Source organism: Streptosporangium sp. G12, from assembly GCF_052983175.1.
Genome location: NZ_JBRIQO010000010.1, coordinates 45,480 through 64,600, shown reverse-complemented (window position 1 = coordinate 64,600; position 19,121 = coordinate 45,480). Strand labels below are relative to the sequence as shown.

At 70.4% G+C, this 19,121-nt stretch carries 18 protein-coding genes; 14 read left to right on the top strand and 4 right to left on the bottom strand.

Annotated features, from left to right (window positions below; genetic code table 11):
* Positions 1 to 21: 21 nt before the first annotated feature.
* Complete coding sequence (locus ACVCAG_RS16780) at positions 22 to 501, bottom strand: YbjN domain-containing protein (RefSeq protein WP_440070404.1); 480 nt, start codon at positions 499 to 501, stop codon at positions 22 to 24.
* Between the two features lie 82 nt (positions 502 to 583).
* Positions 584 to 1,867 (bottom strand): D-inositol-3-phosphate glycosyltransferase, encoded by a 1,284-nt coding sequence (gene mshA, locus ACVCAG_RS16775; protein ID WP_440082757.1) that lies wholly within the window; start codon positions 1,865 to 1,867, stop codon positions 584 to 586.
* A gap of 107 nt (positions 1,868 to 1,974) precedes the next feature.
* Here mshA and ACVCAG_RS16770 point away from each other — a divergent pair, with 107 nt between their 5' ends.
* The 12 genes from ACVCAG_RS16770 (at position 1,975) to ACVCAG_RS16715 (ending at position 12,423) form a co-directional block, all read left to right on the top strand.
* Complete coding sequence (locus ACVCAG_RS16770; RefSeq protein WP_440082756.1) at positions 1,975 to 2,712, top strand: SDR family NAD(P)-dependent oxidoreductase; 738 nt, start codon at positions 1,975 to 1,977, stop codon at positions 2,710 to 2,712.
* A gap of 2 nt (positions 2,713 to 2,714) precedes the next feature.
* Positions 2,715 to 3,518: a class I SAM-dependent methyltransferase gene (locus ACVCAG_RS16765; protein ID WP_440082755.1), complete on the top strand. Its 804-nt coding sequence runs from the start codon at positions 2,715 to 2,717 to the stop codon at positions 3,516 to 3,518.
* Between the two features lie 59 nt (positions 3,519 to 3,577).
* Positions 3,578 to 4,108, top strand: coding sequence for a GNAT family N-acetyltransferase (locus ACVCAG_RS16760; RefSeq protein WP_440082754.1), 531 nt, complete (start codon positions 3,578 to 3,580; stop codon positions 4,106 to 4,108).
* A 61-nt stretch (positions 4,109 to 4,169) separates the two neighbouring features.
* Positions 4,170 to 4,535 carry a BlaI/MecI/CopY family transcriptional regulator gene (locus tag ACVCAG_RS16755; protein WP_362678251.1) on the top strand — a complete coding sequence of 122 codons (366 nt, stop codon included), beginning with the start codon at positions 4,170 to 4,172 and terminating at the stop codon, positions 4,533 to 4,535.
* Positions 4,536 to 5,459: a M56 family metallopeptidase gene (locus tag ACVCAG_RS16750; protein ID WP_447190003.1), complete on the top strand. Its 924-nt coding sequence runs from the start codon at positions 4,536 to 4,538 to the stop codon at positions 5,457 to 5,459.
* A 243-nt stretch (positions 5,460 to 5,702) separates the two neighbouring features.
* A complete protein-coding gene (locus tag ACVCAG_RS16745) occupies positions 5,703 to 6,233 on the top strand; it encodes a helix-turn-helix domain-containing protein (RefSeq protein WP_440082752.1) in 531 nt (176 codons plus the stop codon).
* A gap of 3 nt (positions 6,234 to 6,236) precedes the next feature.
* Positions 6,237 to 6,740, top strand: a complete 504-nt coding sequence (locus ACVCAG_RS16740) for a hypothetical protein (protein WP_447190002.1) — start codon at positions 6,237 to 6,239, stop codon at positions 6,738 to 6,740.
* 226 nt (positions 6,741 to 6,966) lie between these two features.
* Entirely contained in the window at positions 6,967 to 7,296 is a 330-nt protein-coding gene (locus tag ACVCAG_RS16735) for a DUF2516 family protein (RefSeq protein ID WP_447190001.1), read from the top strand.
* 91 nt (positions 7,297 to 7,387) lie between these two features.
* Positions 7,388 to 7,942, top strand: coding sequence for a GNAT family N-acetyltransferase (locus ACVCAG_RS16730; protein ID WP_440070413.1), 555 nt, complete (start codon positions 7,388 to 7,390; stop codon positions 7,940 to 7,942).
* A gap of 48 nt (positions 7,943 to 7,990) precedes the next feature.
* A complete protein-coding gene (locus tag ACVCAG_RS16725; protein WP_440082749.1) occupies positions 7,991 to 9,052 on the top strand; it encodes a substrate-binding domain-containing protein in 1,062 nt (353 codons plus the stop codon).
* Positions 9,039 to 10,433, top strand: coding sequence for a protein kinase domain-containing protein (locus ACVCAG_RS16720; protein WP_440082748.1), 1,395 nt, complete (start codon positions 9,039 to 9,041; stop codon positions 10,431 to 10,433). The genes ACVCAG_RS16725 and ACVCAG_RS16720 overlap by 14 nt, the downstream gene beginning before the upstream one ends.
* Before the next feature lie 409 nt (positions 10,434 to 10,842).
* Positions 10,843 to 12,423: a cellulase family glycosylhydrolase gene (locus ACVCAG_RS16715; protein WP_440082747.1), complete on the top strand. Its 1,581-nt coding sequence runs from the start codon at positions 10,843 to 10,845 to the stop codon at positions 12,421 to 12,423.
* A 336-nt stretch (positions 12,424 to 12,759) separates the two neighbouring features.
* Here the strand turns inward: ACVCAG_RS16715 and ACVCAG_RS16710 are convergent, their stop codons facing one another.
* The gene (locus ACVCAG_RS16710; protein ID WP_447190000.1) at positions 12,760 to 13,041 is read right to left on the bottom strand and encodes a hypothetical protein; all 282 of its coding nucleotides are present in this window, start codon (positions 13,039 to 13,041) and stop codon (positions 12,760 to 12,762) included.
* A gap of 379 nt (positions 13,042 to 13,420) precedes the next feature.
* Between ACVCAG_RS16710 and ACVCAG_RS16705 the strand changes: the two genes are divergently transcribed.
* Positions 13,421 to 14,617: an ice-binding family protein gene (locus ACVCAG_RS16705; RefSeq protein ID WP_440082745.1), complete on the top strand. Its 1,197-nt coding sequence runs from the start codon at positions 13,421 to 13,423 to the stop codon at positions 14,615 to 14,617.
* A gap of 81 nt (positions 14,618 to 14,698) precedes the next feature.
* On the opposite strand, the gene ACVCAG_RS16700 is transcribed toward ACVCAG_RS16705, so the two are convergent.
* Positions 14,699 to 15,598, bottom strand: coding sequence for a manganese catalase family protein (locus ACVCAG_RS16700; RefSeq protein ID WP_447189999.1), 900 nt, complete (start codon positions 15,596 to 15,598; stop codon positions 14,699 to 14,701).
* A gap of 502 nt (positions 15,599 to 16,100) precedes the next feature.
* Between ACVCAG_RS16700 and ACVCAG_RS16695 the strand changes: the two genes are divergently transcribed.
* Positions 16,101 to 19,037 (top strand): glycoside hydrolase family 48 protein, encoded by a 2,937-nt coding sequence (locus ACVCAG_RS16695; RefSeq protein WP_440082743.1) that lies wholly within the window; start codon positions 16,101 to 16,103, stop codon positions 19,035 to 19,037.
* The last annotated feature ends 84 nt before the right edge of the window (positions 19,038 to 19,121 follow it).

The following is a 19,121-nucleotide window of genomic DNA, read 5'->3' as shown; positions in this document are numbered from 1 at the left end:
AGACGGTGGGACGGGGCGCCCTCAGCGCTCGGGGTCGGCGAAGCGGGCGAAGGCCTGGAGGTTGGCGAGCGACTCGCCGCGCTTGGCACGCCACTCCCACTCGCGCCGGATCGAGGAGGCGAAGCCCAGTTCCAGGGCGCGGTCGAAGCCCTCGTCGGAGTAGGTGAGCACGCATCCGAGAAGGCGGTCGACCTCCTCGTCGGTGACCGCCTCCAGCGGGACGCGGCCCACGAGATAGACGTCGCCGATGGGGTCGAGGGCGAAGTGCACCCCGTACATGGAGCCGTTCTTGGTGAGGAGCCAGCGGTAGAACTCGGCGTGGTTCTCGTCGGGCTGGCGGCAGAAGAACGCCTCCACGTGCAGTGCCTGGTCGCCGACGATCAGCCAGGTCATGGTGGCGAGCTTGTGCTGGCCGGGGAGCTTCACCAGGAAGGCCCCCGGCCGGGGCTGCTCGTAGGAGGCGTCCGCGCTCTTCAGCGCCGCCTCGATCACTTCACGCATGGGCCCAGCTTACGAGCGGGCCTCACGAACACCGCGCCATCCGCTTCGCGGGCGCTCCGCGCGTGGACCTCACGGGCGGGCCTCAGGAGTTGACCGCGATCGGGAGGCGGTGCAGGTTCGTCATCGCCCCGGCGTAGACGTCCGCCAGCCGGGCCGCGGTGGCCGACCAGCCGAAGGCCGCCGCGTGGGCCACCGCGCCCGCCGACAGCGTCTCCCGCCAGGCGGGCTCGTAGACGAACCGGCGGAGCACCCGCGCCCAGTCATGGGCGTCGTGCCCCTCGACGAGCACTCCGGACACACCGTCGCGTACGGCGGTGCGCAGCCCGCCCACGGACGCGGCGGCGACGGGGGTGCCGCAGGCCTGGGACTCCAGGGCCACGAGGCCGAAAGACTCGTTGTGGGAGGGGACGACGGTCACGTCGGACGCGCGGTACCAGTCGACCAGCTCGTGCTGGGGCGCGGGGGGAACGATCCTGACCACGTCGGAGATCCCCAGCGAGGCCGCCACGTCGGTGAGGTAGGAGGGCCTGGCCAGACCGTTGCCGCTGGGGCCGCCGACGCAGGCGACGACCAGCCTCGACCTGAGCGAGGGGTCGTCGATGAGCATCCTGGCCGCCGCTCGCAGCAGCACGTCCGGGGCCTTCAGCGGCTGTACGCGGCCCACGAACAGCAGCACGTGAGCGTCCTGCGGCAGCCCGAGCCTGTGGCGGGCCGCGCCCTGGGAGGCGGGCTGGAAGACCCTGAGGCTCACGCCGGGGTTGACGACCTCGACGCGGGCCGGGGCGGCTCCGTACAGCTCGACGAGTTCCCTGGCCTCGGTCGGGGTGTTGGCCACCAGGCGGTCGGCGACGTCCACGACCTGCTGCTCGCCCAGCACCCGGGCGGCCGGCTCCGGCCTGTCGTCGGCGGCGAGCAGGAGGTTCTTCACCTTGGCCATGGTGTGCATGGTGTGCACCAGCGGCAGGCCCCAGCGTTCCTTGGCCAGCCAGCCCACCTGACCGGAGAGCCAGTAGTGGGAGTGGATGACGTCGTAGCGGCCCGGCTCGTACATGGCCTCGGTGCGCAGCACCCCCGACAGGAAGGCGCAGAGCTGGCCGGGCAGGTCGCCCTTGTCGAGCTCCTCGTACGGCCCGGCGGTGACATGGCGGACCGAGACGCCCGGAACGATCTCCGCGACCGGTGGCAGGTCCCGGGATGTCTGCCGGGTGAAGATCTCCACCTCCACCCCGAGTTCGGCCAGGCGTTTCGCCACTTCGACGATATAGACGTTCATCCCGCCCGCGTCACCGGTCCCCGGCTGGTCCAGGGGGGACGTGTGCATGCTGATCGTCGCGACCCGGTTGACCCGCCGTCGCCTCACCGACACCACCTCCGAGAGGGCTCAACCATGGAAAAATCAGCAACATTCCCGACACATAGCCGCGCCAGGTCCGGGCGGGGCGGCCCCGGTGCTTCCTGGCAGGATGGGGGTCCATGAAGAGGACAGCTGTGGTGACAGGGGCCAGCAGCGGGATCGGCGAGGCGACGGCCCGCAGGCTCGCCGCCGAGGGCTTCGAGGTGGTGGCCGCGGCGCGGCGCAGGGAGCGGCTCGACGAGCTGGCCGCCGAGGTGCCCGGCATCCGCCCGGTCACCCTGGACGTGACGTCACAGGAGTCGGTGGACGAGCTGGCCGCCTCGCTCGAGCGCTGCGACGTGCTGGTGAACAACGCCGGGGGCGCGATCGGCCTGGAGCCCGTGGCGAGCGGGAAGGTCGCCGACTGGCAGCGGATGTACGACGTCAACGTGATCGGCACGCTCCGCATGACCCAGGCGCTGCTGCCCAGGCTGATCGAGTCGGGCGACGGCGTGCTGCTGATGCTGACCTCGGTGGCCGGGCTCGTCTCGTACGAGGGCGGCGGCGGCTACAACGCGGCCAAGCACGCGCAGACCTCGATGACCGAGGTACTCAGGCTGGAACTGGTCGGTCAGCCGGTCAGGATCGTCGAGGTCGCCCCCGGGATGGTCCACACCGAGGAGTTCTCGCTGAACCGCTTCCGCGGCGACTCGGCCGCCGCCGGGCGGGTCTACGAGGGCGTGCCCGACCCGCTCTCCGCCGACGACGTGGCCGACGCCATCGCCTGGTGCGTGACCCGCCCGGCCCACGTGAACATCGACCGCCTCGTCATCCGCCCCCGGGCCCAGGCCGCCCAGCACAAGGTCCACCGCGTCTGATCGTGCGGAGGCCAACGGAGAAGCCGATAGGAGCGATCACCAGGGGGACGACCGGGCACAACCGCCTGCGGCGGGCCGACCGCTGGGTCGTCGCCGCGCACGGCCGCCTGCTGCGCTCCGCCGTCCGCCCGCTGGTGGTCGACCTGGGGTACGGGGCCTCGCACACCACGACCCTGGAGATGTTCCTGCGGCTGCGCGCGGTCTGCCCCTCGGTCGAGGTCGTCGGCGTCGAGATCGACCCGGCCAGGGTGGCGGCGGCCAAGCCGTACGAGCGTCCGGGACTGTCGTTCACGCTGGGCGGTTTCGAGCTGCCGGTGGCGCGGCCGCCCCTGCTGGTCAGGGCGTTCAACGTGCTGCGGCAGTACGGGGAGGCGCAGGCGTGGGAGTACTGGGCGATGCTCTCCGAACGGCTCGCGCCGGGCGGGGTGATCGTCGAGGGCACCTGCTCGGAGGTGGGCCACCGCGCGGTCTGGGCCGGGCTCGACCGCTCGGGGCCCCGGACGCTCACCCTCTCGGCCCGCTTCGACGCCTTCGAGCGCCCCTCGGACCTGGCCGACCGGCTGCCCAAGACGCTCATCCACCGCAACGTCCCCGGCGAGCCCGTCCATGCCTTCCTGCGCGACTTCGACCGGGCCTGGGCCGTCAACGCCCCCCTGAGCTCGTACGGCTCCCGGCAGCGCTGGATCGCCGCCGCCGAGACGCTCGCCGGGACCTGGCCGCTGGCCGGGCACCCGCCGCTGGGCGGCCGGGCGCGCTGGCGGCTCGGCGAGATCACCCTTCCCTGGGCCGCGGTCGCCCCGAGGTGACCTCGAAACGTTGGTAAGGCAACCCTAAGTTGTTTACATATATTTGGTAAAGTCCGCGTATGGCAGAACTGCGGTTCGTGGTGGACCCCGAACTCACCCCGGCGCTCACCGGCGAGCTCGTCGAGTGCTGGACCGAGGTGGTCAACGCCGGAGGGTCGGTCGGCTTCGTCCCCCCGGTCACCTCAGACGACATCCTGGAGACGGCGACCGCCACCTTCGCCGCCTGCGACGCCACCCGCGACGACCCCGACCATCTGCTCGTCGGGTTCGACACGGAGGGCAGGGTGGCGTGCTGGCTGGTCCTGGGCGACGGGAAGTCGTGGCTGCGGGCGCACTGGCGCTGGGTGTGGCGCGTGATGGTCGATCCCAAGCACCAGGGCAAGGGCTACGGGACGCTGCTCATGCGCGCCGCCGACGACGCCGCCCGCGGCCTGGGCGTGGAGGCGCTGCACCTTACGGTCCGCGGCGGCACCGGGACCGAGGGCTTCTACGGCCGGCTGGGATACGTGGAGGTCGGCCGGATCCCGCGGGCGATCCGCCTCGCTCCGGGGGACGACCGGGACGAGATCTACATGGTCAAACAGCTGTGACGCACGTCACTCGACAACCCGTAGTACTACCCCTCGTGGTGCGGGAGTTAGGCTTGGATGCGTGAAGGGTCTCGGCGAGCTTGAACGCAGCATCATGGACATCATCTGGGCACAGCCATCTCCCGTGACGGCGCGGGAGGTCGGGCGTCTGATCGCCGACCGCGACCTGGCGCCCACCACCGTGATGACCGTGCTCGACCGGCTCACCCGCAAGGGGTTCCTGCTCCGCACCCGGGACGGGCGCGCGTGGCGGTACGCACCGGCGGAGAGCCGCGACGCCTACGTCGCGGAGCTTATGCTGGAAGCGCTGGATATGACCGGTGACCGGTCGGCGGCCCTCACCCGGTTCGCCCAGGCCGTCACCGGCACCGAAGCCGACATCCTGCGCAGGGCCCTGACGGACCTGGAGGAGCTGGAGGACGAGTAGATGACCGCGGCAGCCCTGGCGACGCTCGCCCTGGTCTGCGCGGTCGGCGCCTGGCGCTTCACCCGGGCGCGGTGGACCTACCGCGCTCCGCACGTGGCCATCGTCCTGTGGCAGGCGCTGGGGGTCACCTGGGGCCTGGCCGGGACGGGCGCCCTGCTCGGTTACGCGCTGAAGCCCTATGACGAGGGCGTGCTGCACGGACTGCGCGAGTTCGCGGCCTCCTCGCTCGCCGGCGGACGCGGGTTCCCCCAGCCGTACGAGCTGCCGAGGATCGTCGCGCTCGCCGCCGGGCTCACCGCGCTGGCCGTGCTGATCCTGGTGCTTCTCGCCGCGGGCGCGCAGACGTTCCGCGCCCGCCACCGCCACCGCACCCTGCTCGCCCTGATCGCCAGGGAGGACCCGGTGGTCCCCGGCGTGCGGGTGCTCGACCACCCGGGCGCCACCGCCTACTGCGTGCCCGGCCTGCGCTCCCAGGTGGTGGTCAGCGAGGGGGCGCTCAAGCTGCTCTCCGCCGACGAGCTGAGCGCGGTGCTCGCCCACGAGGCCGCCCACGTGCGCGAGCGGCACGACCTGGTGCTGCTGCCCTTCGCCGCGTTGCGCCGGGCGCTGCCCTGGTCGCGCGTGGTCAAGGACGCGCAGAGCGAGGTCGGCCTGCTCGTGGAGATGGCCGCCGACGACGTCGCCCGCCGCTGCTGCTCCGCGCGCCGCCTGGCGACCGCCCTGCTGCGCTTCGGCACCGCGGGCGCCGTCCCGGCCCCGCACGGCGCGCTGGGCGCCGCGAACTCCACCGCCGCCGTGATGGCGAGGGTCGAGCGCCTGGTGAACCCGATCCCGGTCCTGCCACGCGGGATCCGCTACGCCATCGTCGCCTTCTCCGTCGCCCTGACGTCGTCGGCACCGCTGCTCTGGCTGGTCCCGTACTGAGACCCGCGCCGAGGCCCGTGGCGGGCCCGCACCGGGCCCCGCCGGAGCCGGTGCCGCGTCGACCCGCCTTGAAGATGCCGCGTTGAACCGCCTTGAAGATGCGACCGGCCCGCATACCGAACCCGGGTCTCACCCTGGAGTTCCGGCCGGATTCGTCCGTCTATAGCCAAACTCACCCCAAAGTGCTTGCAAGTGTTAGCCAACCCGTTTGCAATAGCAAGCACGATGCGGCAGACTCGACCCATGGCACTACCCAAGGTCGGCTCGATCGGTGAGTACATCCGCGAGCAGCGCACGCACGCGAAGATCTCCCTGCGACAGCTCGCCGCGGCGGCGGGGGTCTCCAACCCCTACCTGAGCCAGATCGAGCGCGGGCTGCGCAAGCCCAGCGCCGAGATCCTGAACCAGATCGCCAAGGGCCTGCACATCTCGTCGCAGGCACTCTACGTCCAGGCGGGCCTCATCGAGGAGCGCGAGCCGGACAGCGACGTGCTGACCGCGATCAGGGCCGACCACCTCATCACCGAGCGCCAGCGCCAGGTGCTGATCGACATCTACGAGTCGTTCCGCAAGGAGAACCAGCAGGCCGAGGCCCCGGACGACGACGCGCAGACCTCCCAGAAAGCACGTCTCGCACCGGAGCCCCGGCGGGGTGACGCGGACTCCTCGCCTGACGGCGAGGCGCCGCTCCCCGGGGAATACCTCACCGCGTTGAAGCCCTACGCGGTCCCCCCGAGCAACGGCCACATCACCGAGGAAACCAAGGAAGGTTAACCCATGCCCATCACCGCCGAAGTCAAGAAGCTGGCCGAGTCCAAGCCGTTCTACGCCGTCGCCGGGGCCGGCGACTTCGCCGTCGAGAAGCTCCTCGAGCTTCCCGAGCAGATCCATAGGCTGCAGGGCCGCCGCGAGGAGATCCGCGAGGCCGCGAAGGACCTCCCGGAGAGGGCCAGGCAGCTCGCCGGCAAGGCCGAGGGATACGCCAAGGACTTCCCCGTGAAGGCGCGCGACTACGCCGACCAGATCGCGGGCCGGGCCAACGAGCTCTACGAGGAGTTCGCCAACCGCGGCCGCAAGGTCGTCTCCAAGACCAGCGGCGAGATCGCCCTGGAGCTGGAGGAGGTCTCCGAGGCCGCCGAGCCCGCGATCGCCTCCGCCCGGACGCCCAGGAAGGGCACCCGCGCCTCGAAGCCCGCGACCGGCAGGTCCACCACGACCGGCAGGTCCACCACCAGCGGCAGGTCCACCACCAGCGGCAGGTCCACCCCGCCCAAGGGCTGAGCGAGTCCCTCGCGGACTCCGGTTCCACGGCCCGCCCCGGCGTCGTCTCCGGTGCGGGCCTTCGACGTTCGAGGGCCCGCGCCCGGCGAGGGCGGGGAAGCGGGCCGGCACGAGCGGGCGCGAGAACGGGCCGCCGAGGTCGGCCGGTACGGGCCGAGGACGACGCGAACGGGGCTTTCGGCATTAGGCTGAGGGAGACCGGCGAGGCGAACGTTCTGGAGAGACGATGATCGAAATCCACGGTGCCCTGGACCTGGTCTTCTGGATCCTGGCCGTCGGAGTGTTCGCGCTGTCGGGCTGGGCGCTCGTGCACGCGGTGAAGACCCCGGCACGGGCGTTCGCGGTCACCGGCAAGCAGACCAAGAACCTGTGGCTGGTCATCCTCGGGCTGGCGGCCCTGTTCGGCTTCGCCGCCGCGGTGCAGTACCTCCAGGTGCTGAGCATCTTCACGATCGCGTCCGTCATCGCCTCGGGCATCTACCTGGCCGACGTGCGCCCCGCCGTGCGGGAGATCGGCAAGGGCGGGGGCAACCAGGGGCCGTACGGACCCTGGTGAACCGGTCCCGGCCCGTCGTTTCGCGCGGGCCCCGTGGACGACTCGGGAAAACCGGGTTGCCCGGCGAGGTTCCGGCCGGTAGACACACCGGATGATGTTCGCGCGCAAGCCCACGCTCGCCGGAGAGCACGTGACGCTCCGGCCGGTCGGTCCCGAGCACGTGGACGGCCTCTGGGAGCTGGTCAACGACCCCGAGACCGTCCGGCTGACCGGTTCGCACGGCAAACCCGACTACGAGGGGCTCAAGGCCTGGTACGGCTCGCGGGGCGAGCACGGCGACCGGCTGGACCTGGCGATCTGCACCGCCGGGGACGACGCCTACGTGGGCGAGATCGTGCTCAACGAGCTCGACGCCGACAACCTCTCCTGCAACCTGCGCATCGCGCTGATCGGCCCCCGGGCGTACGGCAGGGGGTACGGCACCGAGGCGATCCGGCTCACCCTCGACCACGTCTTCCGCACCACGCCGCTGCACCGGGTGGCCCTGGAGGTTTACGCCTTCAACGAGCGGGCAGCGCACGTCTACCGCAAGATCGGCTTCGTCCAGGAGGGCGTCTGCCGTGACGCTCTGCGTCTAAACGGGGAATGGTATGACTCCGTAATCATGGCGATACTTGCCCCTGACTGGGTTGTCAGGGAAATTTGACATACACATGGTGATTTTTCGGAAACATCTTTTGACACTTCCGAAACAATGCTAGGTTCACTGGGAGCGCTCCCACCTGTGCAGGATCTTGGTGTGGAGGAAGTTATGACCGATCTACCCACACTTGCCCAGGTCGCCGCAGAGGCAGGGGTCTCCCCCGCCACAGCGTCCCGGGTACTCACCGGTTCAGTCAGAGTCAGCACGTCGACTCGTAGGCAGGTGCATGACGCAATATCGCGTCTCGGTTACGTAAGACATCGCGCTCCCCGGGGCGGCTCCGGTCGCCGATCCGACCAGGTCGTGGCCATCGTGGTCTGCGAACCCGCGCACCGGCTCTTCACCGAGCCGTTCTACGCGCGGATGATCACGGCTGCGGAGGAGGTCCTCACCGGGCACGGCGTGCCACTCGCCGTGATGACCGCCACGGCGGCCACCTCCACCATCGCCACACCGCCGCTCGTCGCCGGAGGCATCGACGGCGTCCTGCTGATCGGCGCACGTGACAGGCATCCGCTCGTGGTGACCCTGGCCGCCTCGGGCATTCCGGTACGGAGTGCGGGCCGTCCCCCGGACGGCATCGACCTCCCCCACGTCGACATGGACAACCGCGACGGAGGCCGGCAGGCGGCGGAACACCTGCTGCTCGGCGGCCGGAGGTCCATCGGCGTCATCGCGGGTCCACCGGCCCTTCCGGCCGCCCGCGACCGGCTCGAAGGGTTCATGCAGACCCTCTCCCTGGCCGGGATGACCGGCGTGCCGGTCGCGTACGGCGACTTCAGCCACACGTCGGGAGTGCACGGCATGCAGTGGCTGCTGCGCAGGATGCCGCACGTCGACGCGGTCTTCGCCGCCTCCGACGTGATGGCGGCCGCCGCGCTGCAGACCCTGCGCCGGGCCGGCCGCCGGGTGCCGGAGGACGTGGCCGTCATCGGGTTCGACGACGCCCCCGCCGCCCGGCGGACCTCCCCCACGCTCACCACCGTCCGCCAGCCGGTGGAGGAGTTCGCCGCGCTCGCCACCCGGCTGCTGCTGCTCTCGATGAGCTCGGCCGGTGCTCCCCGTGACAATCCCGTCCTCCCCACTGAGCTGGTGGTCCGTGAGTCCGCCTGACCAGGTCGGGCTTCGCGCGGGGGACGTGCTCACCCGCAGGTACCTGTTGCTGGAGCGGATCGCGTGGGGTGGCATGAGCGTCATCTGGCGCGCCTTCGACCAGTCGCTCCAGCGGATGGTCGCCGTCAAGCTGCTCGACGGCGAGCTGGGCGTCGACCTGGGGGAGCGCGAGCTGATCCGCAGGGAGGCGCGTGCCACCGCGCGCCTCATCCACCCCGACGCGATCGAGGTCTACGACTACGGGGAGACCGTGACCTCGCACGGTCGCCTGGCCGCGTACGTCGTCATGCGTCTGCTGGAGGGGCGCCCGCTGTCGGACCGGATCAACGAGGGCCCGCTGCCGTGGGCGGAGGCTGCGACGATCGCCGCCAGGCTGGCCACCGTGCTGGCCGCCGCCCACGAGCGGGGCATCGTGCACCGGGACGTCACCGCCGAGAACGTGCTGCTGACCTCGGCGGGCGCCAAGCTGCTCGACTTCGGCATCGCGGCGTTCATCGGGGAGGACGCCGACGACCGGGCCTCCGACTACGGGACCCCTCCCTACGTGGCGCCCGAGCGGCTCACCGGCACGGTCGCGGACCCGGCGAGTGACGTCTACGCGCTGGGCGTGCTGCTGTTCGAGATGCTCACCGGCGATCCCCCGTACCCGGAACGGACCTGGGAGGAGATCGAGAACGTCCGCCGGGAGGGACCGCCGCCGGTGGCGGAGGTGCCGGGCATGCCCGCGCGGATCAGCGCGCTCTGCCAGGTCTGCCTGTCGCACCGGCCCGAGGCCAGGCCGAAGGCGCAGGAGGTGGCCGACGACCTGGCCGCGGCCCTCAGGCCCCCGGCCACGTCCCCGGTCCACTGGACGCGCGCGCACGGGCTGGTGGGCTGGACGGTGGTCGCGACGGTGGCGGCGCTGCTCGCGGGTCTCCTGGTGTGGAGCCGGATCTCCGGCTCCTACGAGGAACAGGTGGCAGCTCCACCGGGTCGGGGGACGGCACCGCCCACGGTCCTCGACCCCACCACCGCCTATCCCGAACCGGGCACGACGCCACGCCCCAGTCCCTCTCCGTCCGGCCCCGCCCCCAAGCGGGGCGGGTACGCGGCGGAATCCGCACCGGGGGTGGAGACGATCCCCTTCTCCACCCCCAATCTCAACCAGAGCGTGCGGCGCTTCAACGCGGTGCTGGCCAGGGGGGAGGACGAGGGCAGGATCCGCCCGGACGTGGCCCTGGACCTGCGGCAGGTGCTGGCCAACAGCGTCTGGGGCTCCCGCGACCTCGCCCCGATCCGGGGAAAGATCGCTGACCGCCACCGGGAGGGCTCGCTGCCCGACGACTTCCGCCACGCTCTGGAGGCTCAGCTCCTGCTCGTGTCGGTCGCGTTGACCGGCTAGGGAGCCGACCGGCTGGAAGGACGAAACACACGACCGGGCCCCCTCGAATCCTCGGGTGGAGGGGGCCCGGGTTCCGGCCGCCGGGGTTCGCGGTCTCGAAGCCGGCGGCCGGGCCGTGCGGTGCGCGATTCCCGCCGGCCCGTCGAACGCCGAGCCTCCCGCGGGCATGCCCGTCCCTCCCGCCACCCGCCACACCGGCCGGTGAAACTTTCACCTCGTGCCCGGCGGGGCGATCGCCGCACAGGGCGAGATGGGAGGGGTCGCGGCCGCCGTGGAAAGGCGCCGGCGATCCCGGCGGCGGTTGACGGGACCGGGGTGGGCGCCGAACCATGGCGAGCGCGACCGGCCGCACCTCTCGATCGCGGGGGCCCTCCCCTCGCGTACAGATCCCGTCCTCGAAGGGCCCTTGATGAAAGTCCTGCGTGTTCGCAGGTGGCCGGCGGCGCTCGCGGCGCTCGTGGTCACCTCGGCGCTGGCGGTCGCGCTCGGCTCCTCCCCGGCCGGTGCCGCGGGCGGAACCGGCACCGGCTACCTGCGCACCTCCGGTAACAAGATCGTTGACAGCACGGGCGCGACCGTCCGGTTGACCGGCATCAACTGGTTCGGCATGGAGACCGACAACAAGACCTTCCACGGGTTGTGGTCGAGCAACCCGTGGAGAGGCCAGATCGACAAGATGGCCTCGCTCGGTTACAACACCCTTCGCGTGCCGTTCTCCAACGACGCCCTCAAGCCCGGCGCGGTGGCCAGCGGCGTGAACGACTTCGTCAACCCGGACCTGGTCGGCGACAGCCCGCTGCAGATCCTCGACAAGGTCATCGCGTACGCCGGAAGCAAGGGCATGCGGATCATCCTGGACCGGCACCGGCCGACCGCGGCCGGGCAGTCGCCGCTGTGGTACGTCGCCGCGACACCGGAGAGCACCTGGATCAACGACTGGAAGGCGCTCGCCCAGCGGTACGCGGGCAACACCACCGTCATCGGCGCCGACCTGCACAACGAGCCGCACGCCGAGGGCACCAATCCGGCCGCCACCGGGGCGTGCTGGGGCTGCGGGGACACCGCTCGCGACTGGCGGCTGGCCGCCGAGCGGGCGGGCAACGCGGTGCTGTCGGTCAACCCCAACTGGCTGATCTTCGTCGAGGGCGTGAGCTGCCCGAGCGGTGGCCTGTCGAACGTCTGGGACAACGACCCGAGCAACGACGAGGACTGCGGCTGGTGGGGCGGCAACCTGTCGAAGGCCGGGGAGTTCCCGGTGCGGCTGAACGTGGCCAACCGGCTCGTCTACTCGCCGCACGACTACGCCACCTCGGTCTACCGCCAGACGTGGTTCGACGCGCCGAACTATCCGGCGAACATGCCCGCGATCTGGGACAAGTACTGGGGCTACCTCTACAAGCAGAACATCGCCCCCATCATGCTCGGCGAGTTCGGGACCACCATGCAGGCCGCGGTGGACAAGGTCTGGCTCCAGGAGCTGATGAAGTATCTGGGCACCGGGGTGAACGGGATGTCGTTCACCTACTGGTCGTGGAATCCCAACTCGGGTGACACCGGGGGCATCGCCAAGGATGACTGGACCTCCATCAACCAGGACAAGCAGGACATCCTCCAGCCGTACCTGATCCCGCCGGTCGGCGGCGGCACGTCCACCCCGACCCCCACCCCGACCCCCACGCCGACCCCGGGGACCACGGCCTGCGAGACGTCGTACGCGCTCACGAACTCCTGGCAGGGAGGCTTCCAGGCCGCGCTGACCGTGAAGAACACCGGGACCTCGGCCTGGAACAACTGGTCGGTGAGCTGGACCCTGCCGTCGGGGGTGACGCTCGGCAGCGGCTGGAACGCCACCGTCACGCAGAGCGGGACCACCTTCACCGCGAAGGCCCCGAGCCACGCGGCCAACCTCGCGGCGGGTCAGTCCGTCGTCGTCGGATTCACCGCCAACGGGCCCTCCACCCCCGGCGCGTCCGGGATCACCTGCACCTGATCCCCGACTCCCCGTTCCACGGAACCGTCGAGGGCGTGCCGCCGAGCGGCACGCCCTCTCGTGGTGTGAACCGCGGCCGAAACAAGGACGCGGCCCTTCGTCGTGCGGACGCCGCCCTCGCCGCCGGATCCGTCCCCGCCGGAATATCCCGGGTACCCCCACAAACAGCAACATAGCCATATCTCTCTTATATGCCTTGATAACTACGCAACAAAACATCCCGCATGTCGCATAACAGATACGACACCGCCGACCAGCGGGGCCAGAAAAACGGCATATCATCGGCAATACGCCTGGACGGAGAAATACCAAAAGAAAAGGATGGAACCGTGACAGTCATTGGTCACCCCCATATCGTTCCGCGAAATACCGTCCGTTCCCGGCCGGGGTCCTGACCGTCGCGGTCGCGCCGGGCCGTGTCGCCGTGTCGCCGTGTCGCCGCGACACCGCGACACCGCGTACGGCGAGCCCGGCGAGCCCGGCGACGGCGCCCCCGCTCGACACGACCGTGGACCACGCGGTCCTGGCGGGAACGACGGTCACCGACACCGGCGCCACGCTGAGCGCGGTGTGCACGTCGAGGGTGGCGGGCAGGCTCATCGCCGGTCCGCGCGTCACCCCCGGGACCGTCCATGTCCGGCCTTCCCGCGTTCGAGACCATCGAGGGCGTGCCGCCAGGCGGCACGCCCTCTCGTCGTGGAAACGGACCCGCGAACGCCACCGAGCCGCGGCCGGCGGAACGACATCCCACCGAATATCGCCAAAAACAACAACATGCCCGCATTTTCATTTGTCCACGAATAAGTAACGCGACAAAGCAAGCCGCATGTCGTACGGCAACCACGACACCGCCGATCAGTAGTCTCGGAAAAACGGCGCATCATCGGCAATGCGCCTGGACGGAGAAATACCAAAAGAAAAGGATGGAACCGTGACAGTCATTGGTCACTCCCATATCGTTTCGCGAAATACCGTCCGTTCCTGGCTGGCAGGAGCAGTGACGGTCGCGGTCGCGCTGGGCTGCGTCGCCACGACACCGCGCGTGGCGAGCGCGGCGCACACGACAGGCACGGCGGGTACCGCGGGCACGGCGGGCGCGCCGGTACCGGTACCGGTGACGCTCGGCGCGGCCGCGGACTTCGCGGTCCTGGCGGGGACGACCGTCTCCGGCACCGGGGCCACCGTCGTCACCGGCGAGGTCGGGGTGAGCCCGGGCTCGGCGACCGCCGGATTCCCGCCGGGCGTCGTGGTCGGCGCCGTCTACCTGGACGACTCCGTCGCCGAACAGGCCCAGGACGACCTGGCCGCCGCCTACGCCAACGCGGCGAGGCGGCCCGGCACCGCCTCCCTCCCCGCGCAGCTCGGCGGGACCACGGTGGCGCCGGGCGTCTACAACTCCATCTCGGGCGCCTTCCAGATCGGCGGGGAGCTGACCCTCGACGGGCGGGGGGATCCGAACGCCCTCTTCGTCCTCAGGGCTCCCGCTCTGACCACCGCGCCCGCCAGCACGGTGCGGCTCGTCAACGGCGCCCAGGCGTGCAACGTCATCTGGCAGGTCGGCGGTTCGGCCTCGCTGGGGGCCGGCTCCCGCTTCGCCGGGACCGTCCTCGCGCTGACCTCGATCACCGCGGCCAGTGGCACGACCGTGAACGGCCGTCTCCTGGCCCACATGGGCACCGTCAATCTGGACACCACCACCGTCACACGATCCGCCTGCGCGGTCGTGCCGCAGCGGAAGACCGCCACCAAGCTGGCCGCGTTCTGCGATCCGGGAGCGCCGGGTCACCTCACCCTTGTCGCGACCGTCACGGCCTCGGGGGCGGTCCCCCCTGCCGGGCCGGTCGATTTCTTCGCCAACGGGGTACGCCAGGAACAGATCCCATCGGACGCCACCGGCCACGCGAAACTGATCGTGAACAAGATCCCGTTGCGCACCCATGAGTTCGTGGCGGCCTTCGCGGGCACGAACCGGCTGGAGCCCAGCGCCTCATCGGTGCTGACCGTGCCCGTCGGCCCCAAGGGCGTCTGCCCGGCGCCGCCGGCGAGTCCGGCCGCTCCCGCCGCCACCGCCGGCGACGGCGGAAAGGGCCGGGACGCCGTGAAGCGTCCGCGCAGCTACACCCTGTTCGGGCCGAAGCACCGCGAACGCAAGCGTCACCACCCACGATTCCGGCAGCATCGCCACGCGCGCTGACAGGACGGGCCGGAGAACTGTGAATCCGCCCCACCGGCCGGCGGCCGGTGGGGCGAGCCGCCGGCGGGCGCCGCGTGCGGGTCAGGTGAGCTTGTCCTTGAGCTTGCCCAGGGGGCCGACCTCGGTGCCGAGGGCCGGACCGGCCGGCTCGCCCATGCTGCCGTCGTAGGTGGCGTACAGCTTGGGGTCGGGCGGCGGCGCGGTGGCGGGACCGCCGAGCGGCCGGGGATCGAGGAGGTAGGAGAACTCGTGACGACCGTCCGGCTGCGGGCCGGACGCCCAGCCCCCCAGCGTCCCCTCGGTTCCCTCCGACAGGTCCCAGATCGCCGAGGCGTGCTCGGCGTACTCCTCGTCGAACAGGTCGTCCGGGACGACGACGTCCTCCAGGCCGTCGGCCTGGAGTTCCTCGATGGCCTTCAGCCACATGTTCTGGTGCAGGGTGTCGCGGGCCAGGTTGAACTTGAGCATGTCGCGCACGCCCGGGTCGTCGGTCATGTGGTAGAGCCGCGCGGTCTGCAGGCGGCCCTGGGCCTCGGCGGCGACGTTGGCGCGGAAGTCGGCCAGCAGGTTGCCGCTGGCCACGATGTAGCGGCCGTTCCAGGGGTAGCCGTTGCTGTCGGCCAGCAGGGGACCGCCTCCGGAGACGATGGCCTGCTGGAGGTCCATGCCGCCCAGCACGGCACCGACAACGGGGTCGGCGGCGGCCATCTTCGTGGTCGCGGTGGCGGGCGCCCCCTCCAGGAGGCGGGCGATCATGGTGGCGATCATCTCGACATGACCGATCTCCTCGGTCGCGATGTCCATGATCAGATCCTTGTACTTGCCGGACATCCGGCAGTTCCAGCCCTGCATCAGGTACTGCATGGTGACGGTCATCTCGCCGTAGGCGCCGCCGAGCAGTTCCTGGAGCTTGTGGGCGTAGACCGGGTCGGGCTTCTCCGGCTTGGCCTCGAACTGCAAATGCTTGGTGTGCAGGAACATCAACCGCTCCTCGGCTCGGGCCCCGGGTGGAGCCGTCCGGGACCGCACGCCGCCTGCCGACGGAAGGGCGCGACCCCGCTGGTGAACATGGCGGGGGTCACTTACGAATCCCACCAGACTCACCGGTGGACCGGCAGGAGCGACACACTCGTGCAGATCAGTCGCGATCCAAAATTTCGGTCAGATCGTCGTCGCTCGCGGCGGGCACGGAACGCGGCGACCGTGAAGGCCAGAACGCATATCCACAAGCAAGCACTCGGCTGGCAAGATCGAAAGTCATGAAACTTTCATGACCCGCGAAAAAGGCCTTCCGGATCGCAGCAGCCTGGCGGCATGGGCCGCGAAACATCGGTGTAACCGGGGGCGCATGCCATTGACATCCCGTTCACCGTCTCCAGAATCCCTTATGGGAGCGCTCCCACCCCCTCTCTCCCTTGCTTGATCCGATGCGGTGCCACCACCAGCGACTTCGCATCGATCCCCACCCACGGAGGCCCATTTCATGCATCTGTTCCCCAGTAAAGCGGGAGCGCTCCCACGCTTCCGGAGGCGGATCGCCGCGCTGGCGCTGCTCAGCCTGGCGGCCGGGACGACCACCGCCCTGGCAGCCTCCCCGGCCCTCGCCGCCGTCTCCTGCGACGTGACGTACAACACCACCGACTGGCAGGGCGGCTTCACCGCCAACGTGTCCATCAAGAACCTGGGCGACCCGCTGACCGGCTGGACCCTCGGGTTCAACTTCCCGACGACCACCCAGCGGGTCTCCCAGGGCTGGAGCGCCACCTGGGCGCAGAGCGGCCAGGCCGTCACCGCCCGGAACCTCGCCTGGAACGGCAACCTGGCCACCGGCGCCTCGACCAGCATCGGTTTCAACGGCAGCTGGTCCGGCTCCAACCCCAAGCCGACCGCCTTCACGGTCAACGGCACCACCTGCGGCGGCGCCCCCATCAACCTGCCGCCCACGGTGAGCATCACCAGTCCGGCGGCCGGGGCCACCTTCGCCGCGCCCGCGACGGTGCCGATCGCCGCCAACGCGGCCGACAGCGACGGCACCATCGCCAAGGTCGAATTCTTCAACGGCACCACGCTGCTGGGTACCGACACCACCGCGCCGTACACCTACAACTGGACGGGCGTCGCCGCCGGGAGCTACTCCATCACGGCGAAGGCCACCGACGACAAGGGCGAGGTCACCACCTCCGCCCCCGTGGGGATCACCTCCACCGCCGACCTGCCCCCCGCCGTGGTCGTCACCCCGGCTACGATCGCCGTCCCCGAGGGCGGTTCGGCCAACCTCTCGGTCAAGCTCTCCAAGGCCCCGTCCGCGAGCGTCACCGTGGCGACCGCGAGGACGAGCGGCGACACCGACCTGACCGTCTCCTCCGGCGCGTCGCTCACCTTCACCACCGCCAACTGGAACACGGCCCAGACGGTACGGGTCGAGGCGGCGGAGGACGCCGACGAGGCCTCCGGCAGCGCCGAGTTCACCTCGACCGCCACCGGCCACACCGCGGCCAAGGCGACCGCCACCGAGGTCGACAACGACTCCACCGGCGGCGACAACGAGTACATCCAGCGCTTCACCGAGATGTACAACAAGATCAAGGATCCGGCGAACGGCTACTTCTCGCCGCAGGGCGTGCCCTACCACTCCGTCGAGACCTTCCTCGTCGAGGCTCCGGACCACGGGCACGAGACCACCTCCGAGGCCTACAGCTACTACCTGTGGCTGGAGGCGGCCTACGGCAAGGTGACCGGCGACTGGACCAAGTTCAACGAGGCCTGGGCCTCGATGGAGAAGTACATCATCCCGGCCACCGCCGACCAGCCGACCAACGCCAACTACAACCCGTCCAAGCCCGCCACGTACGCCGGTGAGTGGGACGACATCAAGCAGTACCCGTCCAAGCTGGACGGCGGCGTGAGCGTCGGCGTCGACCCGATCGCCAACGAGCTCAAGACGGCGTACGGCACCAGCGACGTCTACGGCATGCACTGGCTGCTGGACGTGGACAACACCTACGGCTTCGGCCGCTGCGGCGACGGCACCACCAAGCCCGCCTACATCAACACCTACCAGCGCGGCCCGGAGGAGTCGGTCTTCGAGACCATCCCGCAGCCTTCCTGCGACACCTTCAAGCACGGCGGCCCGAACGGGTTCCTGGACCTGTTCACCGGTGACAGCTCCTACGCCAAGCAGTGGAAGTACACCAACGCCCCCGACGCCGACGCCCGCGCCGTCCAGGTCGCCTACTGGGCGCACACCTGGGCCAAGGAGCAGGGCAAGGAGGCCCAGGTCTCGTCCACGATCTCCAAGGCCGCGAAGATGGGCGACTACCTGCGCTACGCGATGTACGACAAGTACTTCAAGAAGCAGGGCTGCACCAGCACCTCGTGCCCGGCCGGAACCGGCAAGGACAGCTCGGCCTACCTGCTGAGCTGGTACTACGCCTGGGGCGGCGCCTACGACACCTCCGCCGGCTGGGCCTGGCGGATCGGCTCCAGCCACAACCACTCCGGCTACCAGAACCCGATGGCCGCGTGGGTGCTGTCCAGCGTGGACGCGCTCAAGCCCAAGGGCGCGACCGCCGTGCAGGACTGGACCACCAGCACCAAGCGGCAGATGGAGTTCTACCGCTGGCTGCAGTCGTCCGAGGGCGCGATCGCCGGTGGCGCCACCAACAGCTGGCAGGGCCACTACGCGGCCCCGCCGTCGACGCTGCCCACCTTCTACGGGATGGCCTACGACTGGCAGCCGGTCTACCACGACCCGCCGTCCAACCAGTGGTTCGGCTTCCAGGCGTGGTCGATGGAGCGGGTCGCGGAGCTGTACTACGCGACCGGCAACGCCGACGCCAAGATCGTGCTGGACAAGTGGGTCAAGTGGGCCACCGACAACACCACGATCAACGCCGACGGGACCTACCAGATCCCCTCGACGCTGGTGTGGACCGGCCAGCCCGACACCTGGAACCCGAGCAACCCCGGCACCAACTCCGGGCTGCACGTGAGCATCAGGGACTACACGACCGACGTGGGCGTGGCGGGCTCGTACGCCAAGGTGCTGATGTACTACGCGGCCAAGTCCGGCAACGCCACGGCCAAGACGGTCGCCAAGGGCCTGCTCGACGGCCTGTGGAGGAACAACCAGGACGCCAAGGGCGTGTCGGTCACCGAGACCAAGGCCGACTACAGCCGCCTCAACGACCCGGTCTACGTGCCCCCGGGCTGGACCGGCAAGATGCCCAACGGCGACACGATCAACTCCAGCTCGACCTTCATGTCCATCCGGTCCTTCTACAAGAACGACCCGGACTGGCCGAAGGTGGACGCCTACCTGAAGGGCACCGGCCCCGCGCCGTCCTTCAACTACCACCGGTTCTGGGCGCAGGTGGACGTCGCCGTCGCCCTCGCCGAGTACGGACGCCTCTTCCCCTGACCCCCCGCCCCCGGGTCCGGCCCTCCCCCAGGCCGGACCCGGGCCCGACCCGAGCCCGGGCCGAACCTGACCCGGGCCCGACCC

Bases quoted from the DNA above. Each gene is read 5' to 3' on its own strand.
- ACVCAG_RS16780 (WP_440070404.1), bottom strand. From the start codon at position 501: ATGCGTGAAGTGATCGAGGCGGCGCTGAAGAGCGCGGACGCCTCCTAC.
- ACVCAG_RS16770 (WP_440082756.1), top strand. From the start codon at position 1,975: ATGAAGAGGACAGCTGTGGTGACAGGGGCCAGCAGCGGGATCGGCGAG.
- ACVCAG_RS16760 (WP_440082754.1), top strand. From the start codon at position 3,578: ATGGCAGAACTGCGGTTCGTGGTGGACCCCGAACTCACCCCGGCGCTC.
- ACVCAG_RS16750 (WP_447190003.1), top strand. From the start codon at position 4,536: ATGACCGCGGCAGCCCTGGCGACGCTCGCCCTGGTCTGCGCGGTCGGC.
- ACVCAG_RS16745 (WP_440082752.1), top strand. From the start codon at position 5,703: ATGGCACTACCCAAGGTCGGCTCGATCGGTGAGTACATCCGCGAGCAG.
- ACVCAG_RS16740 (WP_447190002.1), top strand. From the start codon at position 6,237: ATGCCCATCACCGCCGAAGTCAAGAAGCTGGCCGAGTCCAAGCCGTTC.
- ACVCAG_RS16735 (WP_447190001.1), top strand. From the start codon at position 6,967: ATGATCGAAATCCACGGTGCCCTGGACCTGGTCTTCTGGATCCTGGCC.
- ACVCAG_RS16730 (WP_440070413.1), top strand. From the start codon at position 7,388: ATGATGTTCGCGCGCAAGCCCACGCTCGCCGGAGAGCACGTGACGCTC.
- ACVCAG_RS16725 (WP_440082749.1), top strand. From the start codon at position 7,991: ATGCTAGGTTCACTGGGAGCGCTCCCACCTGTGCAGGATCTTGGTGTG.
- ACVCAG_RS16715 (WP_440082747.1), top strand. From the start codon at position 10,843: ATGAAAGTCCTGCGTGTTCGCAGGTGGCCGGCGGCGCTCGCGGCGCTC.
- ACVCAG_RS16700 (WP_447189999.1), bottom strand. From the start codon at position 15,598: ATGTTCCTGCACACCAAGCATTTGCAGTTCGAGGCCAAGCCGGAGAAG.
- ACVCAG_RS16695 (WP_440082743.1), top strand. From the start codon at position 16,101: ATGCATCTGTTCCCCAGTAAAGCGGGAGCGCTCCCACGCTTCCGGAGG.